This is a genomic window from Paenibacillus haidiansis, assembly GCF_036553665.1.
Taxonomy (GTDB): domain Bacteria; phylum Bacillota; class Bacilli; order Paenibacillales; family Paenibacillaceae; genus Fontibacillus; species Fontibacillus haidiansis.
In genome coordinates this window covers 213,107-227,277 of the sequence record NZ_JAZHPZ010000003.1, presented here as the reverse complement: position 1 = coordinate 227,277, position 14,171 = coordinate 213,107, and the positions used below count along the sequence as shown (strand labels likewise).

The following is a 14,171-nucleotide window of genomic DNA, read 5'->3' as shown; positions in this document are numbered from 1 at the left end:
GGGGGAATAAATATGCCGGGACGTTTACTTTTAGGCGGAGCTGAATATGAAAAAGCCAAATCTTATTGGTTCAATGAATTAAAAGGTAATATTGATTTGTTGGAATTACCCGTTGAATCTACAGAAGAACCGGAGAATAAAACGGAAAATATCATTGTAGGTATAGATGATCGATTAACAGACAAGCTGCTTAAATTGAGTAAAAATCAAGATCTCTCATTATTTACTGTTTTGGTGGCTGCGTTTAAAGCCTTGTTATATAAATATACTTTTCAAGAAAAAATACTTATAGGATTGCCGGTTTATTGTGAGGATAGCGAAATTTACGAATACAATCACTGTCTGGCATTGGTCAATACGTTAAATAGTGAAATGACATTCAAACAATTACTTTTAAATATAAGTAAAAATATTGAAGAATGTTATAATAACCAGTTCTTTCCCATGGATAAGATATTTAAAATTCTTAACATGGAAAACCAAGACTATTATTTGCACCGGGCTATTATTTGTATGGATACTATTCACGATATAGCAAGAATCCAGGGTGCGGCCTCGCCAGCAAATGATATGATGATCGTTATCAACAAAGAAGGAAAACTAAATATACAGTTATCCTATAATGCGAAGTTATTTAAGAAAACTACAATGGATTATTTTCTCCGGTATTATGTGCGTTTAATCAATGCGGTTACATCCGATATTAATATAAAACTGTGTGACGTTAATTTAGCAACAGAAGAAGAAACCGGCCAAACTGCAGAAAGATGCAATTATGTTGCTTCTCCGTATGCACAAAGAACAATTATTGAACAATTTGAAGAGATAGTCCAAATGGAACCGAAGCATAAGGCTATACAAATTGGAGAATTATGCTATACATACGAAGAGATTAATGAACGTGCGAATCTATTAGCCATTAAATTAATAAATCATGGAGTGGGTAAAGGAGCAATCGTAGGTGTAGTAACTGAACGTTCATGGGAAATAATCGTCGGGATGTTAGCCGTTTTGAAGGCAAGCGGAACTTATTTGCCAATTAGCCCGCAATTCCCTTTCAACAGGATCAAAGATTTGATTAATGACAGTGGTGCTAAGGTTATTCTTACTAAAGGTGCATTAATAAATCAACTTGATGTAGATGGAATCGTTATCGACATATCTGACGAGAAGTTGTACGAAGGCACACCTCAATCCATTAATTATCAAGGGGAGCCCGAAGACATTGCCTATATTATTTATACATCAGGGTCTACGGGAAAACCCAAAGGGGTAAAAGTAAGCCATAGAGGTGTGTTAAATTTAAAGGTGCTGTTTGAAAATGATTTCAATATTAATAAATTCGATAAAATAGGACAATTTGCAAGTATATCTTTTGATGCTTCGGTCTGGGAAATATATATGGCACTACTGACAGGCGCAACACTTCATATCTTTACAGATAAGGAGATATACGATTACAGAGAGTTTGAAAATTATATAAATAAACATCAAGTTACAGTTCTTACATTACCGCCAAACTATATTGAGAATCTCAATCCGGACAGAATAAATACTTTAAGATTACTAATTGCGGCTGGATCTAAGAGTACCTATCAGTTAGTTCAAAAATGGACTGACAAGTTTAGATATGTGAATGCTTATGGACCCAGTGAAGTAACAGTATGTGCAACAACATGGGAATTCGATATGAAATACTGTGAAAGCAGAATAATTCCAATTGGTAAGCCAATTCCAAATACGAGAGTCTACATTTTGGATAATAATAAGAAACCGTTACCGCCAATGATTAAAGGTGAAATCTATATTTCCGGTGCAGGCTTGGCTAAAGGCTATTTACATAATGAAACATTAACTAGGGATAGATTTTTGCCGGATCTTTATGCTGATCAGGATTATATGTACCGAACCGGTGATGTAGGAAGATGGTTACCGGATGGGAATATAGAATTTATTGGAAGAAATGATAATCAAGTTAAAATGAGAGGTTATAGAATAGAACTGGAAGAAATTGAAAATCAATTGATCAATTATTATAACATTAAAGAGGCCATCGTATTAATTAAAGAAGTAAATGAATCCAATATGCTATGCGCATTAGTAACAACTCCTAATGATACATTTCAAGAAGACGAGGTAAAGAGATATTTGGCAAATAACTTACCCGAATATATGATTCCTCAGATCATCATAAGAGTTGAAGAATTACCCCAAAACAGCAGCGGCAAAATTGATCGAAAAAGTTCAATGGAAGTTCTAAATAACTATAGCTTTGATAATATTTTTGATGATTTTGAAAATGATACGGAAGAAAAAATAACAAATATTTGTAAAGAAATTCTGGAGATTAATAAGATGGGGCCCAATAGTGATTTTTTCAAATTAGGCGGCCAATCACTGAAGGCTATTATGCTGGTGACAAGAATAAAAAAAGAATTTCGTATTGATTTGCCAATAACGCAAATATTCACATTAAAGACACCGCGAAGTATTGCTAACTATATGAACGAGCTGCAAGAGATTAACTATGCGGATATCGAAAAAGTATCCGAAAAAGGACATTATGAAATTTCATCTGCGCAGAGAAGAATATATATTGTTAATCAATTAGAGAAAGACAATATCGCTTACAATATGCCAGGTATTATACGAATAAAAGGTAAACTAATCAAAGAAAAACTCGAATTGGCTTTTACTCATCTAATTCAAAGGCATGAAGCATTTAGAACTTATTTTGCGACCGTGGAAGAAGAACCTTATCAATTTATAGCCGATGAAGTGAAATTTACTATGGAGTATGTTGATGGTTCTAATGCTAACCTGGATCAAGAAGAAATTGAACATCTGCAGGAGGAATTTATAAGACCGTTTGATTTAAGTAACCCTTTATTATTAAGAGTTAAATTAATTCGGATTTCAGCTGTGGAACACATTATGTTTATTGATTTGCATCATATCATATCAGATGGTCTTTCAATCGAGATTATGATAAAGGAATTAGCTCAGTTCTATAATGGCGACACATTGCCGGAGCTAAAAATCCAATATAAAGATTTTTCAGAATGGCAGAATAAATTATTAAATTCTAATTATTTTAACAAGCAGGAAGAATATTGGCTTAATTATTTAAAAGGATATAAATTCCTTGTCGAAATACCAAGTGACTATTCCCGCGCGAACAACCGATCGTTTGCCGGAGAAACGGTCAAATTTGAATTAGACTTTGAGCTGACTGAAAAGATCCATCATTTAATGGAAGAAACACAATCAACATTATTTATGGTCATGCTGAGTGCCTACTGCATTTTATTGCACAAATATACTGGACATGAGGATATTGTTATAGGGAGTAGCATATCGGGGCGAAGTCATGCCGACTTGGAGGGCATTATCGGTATGTTTGTTAATATGCTGCCACTTAGAAATTTTCCAGAGCCCGAAAAATGCTTTATAGACTTTTTATATGAAGTTAAAAAACACGCCCTTGAATCTTTTGAAAATCAGGATTATCAATATGAACATTTAGTAAGAAAAATCAGTACGAATAAAGAATCCACTCAGGATTTCCTTATTAATAATGTATTTGCTGTTCAAAAAAGTACCACAGATTTGTTTAACCTATCCGATTTGGTCTTTGAAACAGTAAATTATGAGAGCAAGATTGCAAAGTTTGATACATCAATGATTGTTTTTGATGACAACCAAGAAATTTCGTTTGGTATCGAATATAGGACAAGTCTGTTTAAAAAGGAAACCATTGTTCAAATGGGTGAAGATTATATCAATATTGTTAAAGAGATAGTTTATAATCCGAATATTCAACTAAAAAATATATTTGAGGCCAATATTAAAAGAGACAACAAAAGCTTAAAAGATATGTTTAAATTGACTTTTTAGATTTATGTCTATGTAGATTACTTGTTGCAGGAGGAGTAATTTATGAGTAAATTGGATAATCTCACGAAAAGCAGAATTTATAACGATAAAAAATTCGAACCAGACAAATTATATTGGATCGAAAAATTAAAAGGAACTACTTTTGCTAATTTCGAAACAGACTTTATTTCCGATAATAATAAGTCATTTATCAATAACCTGGTTAGTATAAATGTACCCGATGATTTATCCAACAATCTATTATCAATCGGAAATCACTCCGAGTACGGCGTGTTTGTCATTTTAGTCAGCGGAATTACTTATTTGCTTGGTATACACAGTGGAAACACAGAGGTATTAATAGGAATTCCTGCTCTAAGTTTAGGGGAAACACAAGTTTTTAATGATATATTATATTTGAAAGCTTATATTAATAAAAATATAACTTTTCAGGAATATGTACATTATATTCAAGAAGAGATAATTGACTCTTACGAGCATCAGAATTTTCCGGTAGAGATGGTATGGCAAGAACTGAACGCACATAAAACAGATATTCCCGCAATAAGTACTGCAGTTCAATTAAGTAACTTACATGGAATAGTCAATGATGAGAATAACGATTTAGATTTAGTTTTTAATTTTGATTTAAACCAAACGTCAATAAAAATGAATATAAACTACAATGCAAATTTATATTGTCATGAGAATATTTATAGTATTGCTAAACAAGTTATTAACTTCTTCAAGGTGGCCCTGGATAATTTAACATTGCCGCTGTCGGAAATAGATATTGTACCTGAGTTAGAAAAAGTTCGTATAATAAACTTCACCAACTCGAATAACCCTCACAACCCTCCTTCAATACCAATCAATCAGACATTTGAGAAGCAAGCAGAAAAATACCGGGACCATGTTGCTGTCACATGTGACGATGCTTCATTAACATATGGCCAGTTGAATAACCGGGCTAATCAATTAGCCCGGTTATTAAGAGAGAATGGAATATCTAAAGGAAACATTGTTGGCATCATTCTAGATCGTTCTATAAATATGATCATTTCAATATTGGCTGTATTAAAGAGTGGTGCGGCATATCTTCCATTAGATCCGGATTACCCGGAGTCAAGAGTGCGTGACATTATTAATGACGCCGGTGCCGATTTTATATTATCTGAAAGCTACATTATTGAAAAATACTCCAAGAAAATAATGGATTATAGTAAAATGCTGTTAATTAACGAATCATCGGAATTATTAGACTCCTTAAATTCGGAAAACCTCGCAAATATGGTTACAGGAAATGATTTAGCTTATGTAATTTATACTTCGGGTTCCACTGGAAAACCTAAAGGGACATTAATTAGACATTATAGTGTTTATAGGGTTGTAAACGATACTAATTACATTAATATAACTCCGGAAGATACTTTGATGCAATTGTCAAATTATGCTTTCGATGGATCGATCTTCGATATATTTGGAGCATTATTAAATGGCGCAAAGCTTGAGATCGTTAAAAAAGAAACAGTTCTTAACTTGAATCATCTGTCGGAATTTATTTTCAATAAACAAATTTCTGTATTTTTTGTAACGACTGCACTTTTTAACACTATTGTAGATTATGATGTCACATGTCTGCAAAATGTAAGAAAGATACTCTTCGGCGGAGAAAGAGTATCGGTTAAACATGTGCAAAAAGCATTAAATTATCTGGGAACCGGCAGACTTATGCACATGTACGGTCCTACTGAAAGTACGGTTTATGCAACATTTTATCCGGTAAATAATATTTCAAATCAAATGAAAACACTGCCCATAGGTAAACCGGTAATGGGGACTCAGGTTTATATTCTTGATGAGCATATGAATACTTTGCCTATAGGCGCGGTGGGTGAGTTGTATATTTCCGGATATTGTCTGGCACAAGGATATTTAGGCAATCCGTCTTTGACTGAACAGAAATTCATAGATCATCCTTTTATTCACGGGGAGAAAATTTATAAAACAGGCGATATTGCAAGATGGCTCACCGACGGGAATATAGAATATATTGGAAGGAAAGACGATCAAGTTAAGATTAGGGGATTCAGAATTGAATTAGGCGAGATAGAAAATCGGATGCTGGAACATGAGGAAATCAAGGAAGCGGTAGTTTTTGTTGAACAAAATGATAATAATGATAAATATTTATGCGCTTACTATGTTTCAAATAAAGCCCTGCAAGCCGGGGAGATTAGAAAATTTCTATTGAAAAATCTTATGGAGTATATGATTCCATTGTACTTTATAAGAGTAAATAATATGCCGTTAACTGCTAACGGTAAGATCGATAAGAAGAAATTACAAAATTTATCCAAGCATATTTCCAGAGAAAGAGAATATGCAGCTCCAAGAAATGAAATTGAAGAGCAACTGGCAGAGATATGGAAAGCTGTGCTGAAGACAGATAAATCCATTGGTATTAATGATAGTCTGTTTGAATTGGGAGGACACTCTCTAACTGCTTCAATATTATGCGCCAAGATACAAAAGTTGTTTCATGTTGAAATCCCGTTATCAGAAGTATTTAGTAAACCATATATATGTGACATGGCTGACTACATAAGAACAACTGGCAAGGGTTCATATCAAGATATTATAAAAACAGAAGAACGGGACTTCTATCCTTTATCATCAGCACAACGCAGAATGCATGTATTAACCCATTTACAGGAGAGCAGTACGTACTATAATATTCCTTCGGCGATTTTTTTAGAGGGTAAAGTTGATAAGAAAAGAATAGAACAAGTATTTACTAAGTTAATTGAAAGACATGAAGCGTTTCGCACAAGTTTCCATATTCTGGATGGTATTCCGATGCAAAAAATAGAACGGCGTGTAAATTTTTCGCTTGAATACTCTGAAATATGCGAGACGGAGATCCATAAGGTTACCGGTGCCTTTAGTAAACCTTTTGACTTAACAAAAGCCCCTTTATTAAGAGCGGGTTTATTTAAAATACATGAAGAAAAGCACCTTTTAGTAATTGATTTGCATCATATAATTTCGGATGGTACGTCTCTTGGAATACTAATTGAAGAATTTTCTAAAATATATAATCATGAAAAACTTGAAGAGCAAGAATTGCAATATAAGGATTTTGCTGTATGGCAATTGTCGAAGCTTAAGGATGACTATCTGGAGAATCAGGAAAATTACTGGCTGGGCAAATTTCAAGGAGAGATCCCGGTACTGAATCTTCCGACCGATATGACAAGACCATCGTTGCAAAGCACTGACGGAAAAGATGTGTCCTTTTCCATTCCTAAAGAACTCACTGATAAACTTATAGACATATCAAAAGAGACGAATTCCACTTTGTTTATGGTATTATTAACGGCCTTTTATACTCTCTTATACAGATATACAAATCAAGAAGATATCATTGTCGGAACGCCGATCGCCAACAGAAGTCAGAGTCAGCTGCAGAATATAATTGGAATGTTTGTCAACACACTGGCTATGAGAAACAATCCTACCGGCAAAAAATCATTCATGGAACTATTATTAGAGGTTAAGCAGAACGCTTTAGAGGCATATCAAAATCAAGATTACCAATTTGAAGAATTGGTGGACAAATTGAATGTAAAAAGAGACATGAGCAGGAACCCTGTGTTCGATGTCATGTTTTCTATGCAAAATATGCATATTGGCGAAATTAAATTGGAGAACTTAAAAATATATCCGTATGAAAATGACAGTAGAACATCTAAGTTTGACATTATTTTAAATGTATTAGAATCAAACGGCGGATTAGATGTTAATTTGCAGTACTGCACAAAATTATTTTTAGAAGAAACAATAATTAATATGGGTAATCACTTTCACAACATACTCTCGGAAATCGCCGACAATCAACAAATTAAACTTAAAGATATCAAGATGTTATCCGAGCTGGAAGAAGAACAATTGCTTTACGGATTCAATAACTTTAAATTAATTTATCCTAAGGATAAAACAATTCATGGCTTGTTCGAGGAACAGGTTGAAAGAACACCCGATAATGTTGCGCTTATTTATAAGGATTTAAAATTATCCTTTCAAGAGTTAAATGAAAGAGCAAATAAACTGGCATGGTTGCTACGTGAACAAGGTGCAGGGCCGGACACCATAATCGGCATTATGGCAGAACGCTCCTTTGACATGATTATTGGGATCCTAGGAATATTGAAAGCCGGAGGGGCTTATTTACCTATAGATCCAGCGTATCCTGCTCAAAGGGTACAGCATATGTTAGACGACAGCGGGTGCCCGATTTTATTAGCACAAGATATGTTGGCAGCCGGCATACATTATAATGGGATTTTAATTCAATTAGATCAAAACAATATTTATAACGAGAACTATCCGATCGTAAATCCAAATAACGTAAACCGGGCGACGGATTTATCTCATGTAATCTACACCTCCGGCTCAACCGGAAGCCCGAAGGGGGTTATGATTCAACATAGAAGTGCAGTTAATAATCTTTACGCTATGCAAATGCACTATCCCGTAAATGAACAAGATGCTTATTTATTTAAAACCGCATTTACTTTTGATGTATCGGTTATGGAGCTGTTCAGCTTTATTTTTACCGGTAGCAAGTTAGTGCTACTAGAACCGGGCGGCGAAAAAGATCCAAAGGCAATCATGGATAGTATGGATAGATATAATATAACTCATATTAACTTTGTTCCTTCTATGTTTCGTTTATTGCTTAATAAGCTCGACCAAAGAATTATCGCCGTCCTTAACAAATTAAAGTATATTTTTCTGGCCGGTGAAGCAGTGACGAAAGATATAATTCATAGTTTGGGTCCATTAACAAGCGAAGTAAATATAAGCAACATATATGGTCCAACCGAGACGATTTATACCACAAGATTCGATATATTAACTAACCGTTCACCTATCGAAGAATATAATAGTATTCCGATTGGGAAGCCTTTTGATAACTATATATGTACGGTGTTAGACAAAGACTTTAACTTATGCCCCAAGTCAATGGTTGGTGAATTGTATGTATCCGGAGACGGAGTTGCCAGAGGATACCTTAACCGGGCCGAATTAACCGAGAGCAGATTTATAAAGCATCCATATATGGCCGGGGAAAGAATGTATAAAACAGGTGATTTGGTCAAATGGTTACCTGACGGGAATTTAGAGTATATAGGCAGAATAGATCACCAGGTAAAGATAAGAGGTTATAGAGTTGAGTTCGGCGAGATAGAGCATAAACTATTGGAGCTTGATGAAATAAAGGAAGCCGTAGTCTTGGCAAGAGAAGATGAGAATCAGGTAAAGTACTTATGCGCATATTATGTGGCTGCGGAGAAAATACATGTTAATCACATTAGACAAAGTCTATCAGCCAATCTTCCGGATTACATGATACCATCGTACTTTATTTATTTGGATCAAATGCCGCTGAATGCGAATGGAAAAGCGGACAGACAAAAGTTATTAACCTTGGATAATTATGAGTATGCAGGGGTAATTTATGAAGAGGCAGGTAACGCTTTAGAAAAAGATTGTGTAGAAATATGGAAAAAGATATTGAAACTGGACAAGATAGGCATGAACGATAATTTTTTTGATATTGGGGGGCATTCTTTAAGAGCGTATGCATTGGTTCACGAAATAAACAAAGCTTTAAAGATAGATATACCTCTTAAAGCTGTTTTTATTCATCCAACTGTACGGAAACTGACTCAATATATTCAAAACTATAGTGGTAGTAAATCTTATAAGTCTATTGAGGCCGCGGGGGAGCGGAAATATTATCCTGTCTCAGCTGCGCAGAAAAGATTATTTACTTTACAGCAATTTGATGCTGAGAGCAAACGATATAATATGCCTATAGCTCTTAAGATGGAGGGCAACATATATATTGATAAGATTGAGCAGGCCATTATACAACTTGTGAAGAGACATGAGGCTTTAAGAACTACTTTTAATTGGATGAACGATGAAATCGTTCAAATTATTAATGAGGATGTCTCCTTCGCATTAGATTTATTAGAAATAGATGATGAAAATAACATTGAAGATAGGTTGAGCGGCTTTATGAAAAGCTTTGACTTGTCTAAAGCTCCTCTATTTAATGCATTACTTATTAGGCTTAATGAGAGAAATCATATTTTACTCTTCGATGTACATCATATTATTTCCGATGGCATTTCTTTGAGTATCCTTTCAAATGACTTTATAAATTTATACAACGGCAACCCCCTTCCGGATTTACGACTTCAATATAAGGACTTCTCCGAATGGCAGAGAATTAATCGTGCCGGAAATGAATTTAAAAATCAGGAAAGTTATTGGCTAAAAAGATTGGAGGGAGAGATCCCTGTATTAAACTTTCCTACGGATTTTCCAAGACCGAATGAGCTAATGTACGAAGGAGATCGTATCGACTTTACAATTCCCAAAGAAATTGCTAAGGAAATAAAAAATATCAATAAACAAACACAAACAACTCTCTATATGTTTATGCTTGCTTGTTTCAATATTTTATTATCAAAATACTGCAATCAAGAGGATATCCTTGTAGGAACCCCTATAGCCGGCAGAGTACATCCCGATTTAAATGGAATATTGGGGGTTTTTGTTAATACGTTAGTTATGCGGAATCAGGCCGGCTCCGGCAAAACTTTTTTGGAATTCTTAGAGGAAGTTAAAAAGAACGCTATTGACGCATATGAGAATCAGGATTATCAATTTGAAGAGCTAGTCGATAAATTGCAAGTAGAACGTGATATGAGTAGGAATCCAATCTTTGATACATTGTTCCAAGTTCAGAATATGGAGAAGGATAAGATTTGTGTTGACGGATTGGAAATAAAGACATTTGAGATAAATAATCATACGGCTAAGTTTGATATGACGATGACTGCTTTTGAAAGCGGGGAAGAAATTCTAATAGGGATAGAATATAAGACTGCTTTATTTAGGAAGGAAACTATTGAAAGATTCGGTATGCATTATTTGGAAATTGTGAAGCACATAATTCAAAACCCTAATTCTTTAATAAGACATATTAACATGATGACGCTGTATGAAAAAAATCAAATCCTAAATGAATTCAATAATACGGAGTATAAATATGAAAATAATAAAATGCTGCATGAGATATTCGAAGAACAAGTAGCCCGAATTCCTGATCACAAAGCGGTTAGTTTTCAATTTGAAAACATGACTTATAAAGAGCTTAACGAAAGAGCGAATTATCTTGCGGCTGTCCTGAGAGCAAAAGGTGTCAAAAGAGAATCCGTCATAGGGCTTATGGTCGAGCGCTCATTTGATATGATAATTGCTGTTCTAGCTATATGGAAAGCTGGAGGCGTCTATCTTCCGATAGATCCAAATTATCCGAAAAATAGAATAGATTATATTTTGAACGATAGTAATGTTTATTTTATTTTAACTAACTCTTCTAATGTGGATAAAATTTTGGGTAATGATAAGCCAACGGAGATCATTCTTTTAGATCATGAATTAACCAGAGGATGCCGTATTGACAATTTAGGAATAATTAATCAGCCATGTGATTTGGCATATCTTATTTATACATCCGGTTCTACTGGACAACCCAAGGGTGTAATGATTGAACATCGTTCGGCTGTAAATAGAATGCATTGGATGCAAAAGCAATATGAATTAAACGAAGAAGATGTGATTTTGCAAAAAACTACATTTACATTTGATGTATCTGTTTGGGAACTGACATGGTGGTTTTTTGCCGGTGCGACTGTACATTTTTTAGAGCCGAATTATGAGATGGAGCCTAAGAATATAGCAAATGCAATTTCCCAAAACAAAGTAACGACCGTTCATTTTGTACCATCAATGTTAGATGTATTCTTGGATTATATGAAAGAGTGCGGTCAACATGATAAGCTTATGAGTTTAAAAAAGGTATTTGCCAGCGGCGAGGAATTAAAGTGTACTCAAGTGATCCAATTCAAGAAAAATATGAGCAATACCCGGTCGGAACTTATCAATCTATATGGACCGACAGAAGCGGCTATCGATGTGTCTTATTATAATTGTTCCGAAATCCCCAATACACCATCTATACCTATTGGAAAACCAATTGATAACATTAACTTATTTATAGTAGATAGAAATATTGAATTATTGCCGGTAGGAATACCCGGAGAATTGTGTATAGCTGGTATTGGCTTGGCAAGGGGATATATTAACAATGAAACATTAACAAAGGAAAAATTCATAGATAATCCTTTTGAGAGAGGAACAAAGCTATATAAGACAGGCGATTTGGCCAGATGGCTCCCGGATGGGAATATTGAATTTCTTGGCCGTATCGATAATCAAGTAAAAATAAGAGGTTTTAGAATTGAATTAGGTGAAATTGATAACTGGTTATTAAAATATGAGGGGATAAAGGAAGCTAGAGTGCTATTAAAATATGATTCAATGCGGGACCCCTATTTATGTGCATATTTTACAGCCAACAATCAACTGAGTATTGAAGAAGTCAGGAAATACCTGTTGAAGAATTTGCCTAAATATATGGTGCCAACCTCGTTATTACAAATTGAATTCATGCCTCTTAAATCTAACGGTAAACTTGATGTGAAATTATTGCCTGAACCCGGGGAATATATTCAAAAGCATACAGAATTACAACAAGCAACAAGTCCTTTAGAAAAAGAATTAGTAAGCATCTGGAATGAAGTACTTGGAATCAGCAATTTTGGAATACAACATAATTTCTTTGATTTAGGCGGTCAATCGCTAAAGGCCATTAGACTGATTAACAAAATACTAACTCATTTAAATGTTCAGATAACGTTTGCCGAATTAAGCAGTGCGCCTACGATCAAAGAACTGGCCGAATTGATTCAAAATAAGAAACAAGTTCAATATCTATCAACAATAGAGAAAGCCGGTGAGCAGCCTTGGTATCCAATATCAAGTTCTCAAAAGAGAATCCTCTATTTATATGAAAGGAATCAAAAAGATACAAGCTATAACATGCCTATTGTTCTTGAAATAATAAAGAATCTGGATGATAAACGATTGGAAGAGTCCTTTCAACAACTTATTGAACGCCATGAAGTATTTAGAACAAGCTTTCATTTTATACATGGGAGTCCAGTACAGATAGTTCATCCAAACAGTAAATTCAAATTGGAATATGCAGAAACTGATGCGGGAGAGTTACAGGCACGGATTAATGAATATAATATTCCATTTGACCTGCAAAGCGGGGAATTGTTGAGAGTTGTTTATTTCAAGGTAAATGGAAGCAAAGATGTTCTATTTATTAATATTCATCACATCATATCGGATGCTGTTTCTATTGAATTATTTGTTCAAGAGTTAATAGCAATTTATAAAGGTATAAGCCGGCCGGAATTAACTATTCAATATAAAGATTATTGTGTATGGCAAGACAAACAATTCAATAGTTTAAAGCAACTTGAATTCAAAGATTTTTGGTTAAAGCAATTAAAGGATTTTGTATTTACCCAATTACCTAAACGAAGTCAATTTAATGATAATGAAGGGATCAGCGGCAATATATTTTTTGAGTTTGATGATGTAAGAAATAAGCAAATTGATGAATTGTGTAAAAAGGTTGGTGTGACAAAATTTGCTTATTTTACAGCAATATTGAATATCATTTTAATGCATGAAGTGAATGAACAAGATATTACGATTGGGGCACCGGTATTCGGAAGAAATCACGAACAATTGCAAAATCTGATCGGTCTATTCTTAAATGTGGTGGTTATTAGACAAAAAATAAATACTGAATTGGAATTTGCCCAATTTTTAAGAGAAGTGAGCACGAATTTGATGGATGTATTGGACCATCAAGATTATCAATATGACGAGTTAGTGTCTGATCTTAAGGAAGATTATGGTCTTAAACATGATGATTTGTTCTCGGTAATGTTAAATTATATGCCATACAATCATGATGCTAACCCGAAAGAACTAGGTGATTTCATTCAAGAAAGTGAAGCCTATAGCAGTAAAATTTCGCCAAAGTATGATATGACGATTTACATTAGAGAACAAGAAGAAACGGTAAGCGTAAATATTGTTTATAAACAAAATGACTTTGACTCTGAACTGATGCAAAGAATTGCAAATCATTTATTGCTGATAACGGATTGTGTCACTAAAAATAATAATATACCGGTTGGGAAGATTGATTATCTCGTTGAAGATCTAGAGGCCGATGATCTTGATAATTATTTTGATGAAGATGTTTTTATTCAATAATAAATCGTTTA

The 14,171-nt window shown here is 34.3% G+C and carries 2 protein-coding genes; both read left to right on the top strand.

Annotated elements, in window-relative coordinates:
- Window positions 1-12 precede the first annotated feature (12 nt).
- A complete protein-coding gene (locus tag V3851_RS08095; RefSeq protein ID WP_331846018.1) occupies window positions 13-3,897 on the top strand; it encodes an amino acid adenylation domain-containing protein in 3,885 nt (1,294 codons plus the stop codon).
- A gap of 42 nt (window positions 3,898-3,939) precedes the next feature.
- Window positions 3,940-14,160 (top strand): amino acid adenylation domain-containing protein, encoded by a 10,221-nt coding sequence (locus V3851_RS08090; protein ID WP_331846017.1) that lies wholly within the window; start codon window positions 3,940-3,942, stop codon window positions 14,158-14,160.
- The last annotated feature ends 11 nt before the right edge of the window (window positions 14,161-14,171 follow it).

Bases quoted from the DNA above. Each gene is read 5' to 3' on its own strand.
- V3851_RS08095 (WP_331846018.1), top strand. From the start codon at position 13: ATGCCGGGACGTTTACTTTTAGGCGGAGCTGAATATGAAAAAGCCAAA.
- V3851_RS08090 (WP_331846017.1), top strand. From the start codon at position 3,940: ATGAGTAAATTGGATAATCTCACGAAAAGCAGAATTTATAACGATAAA.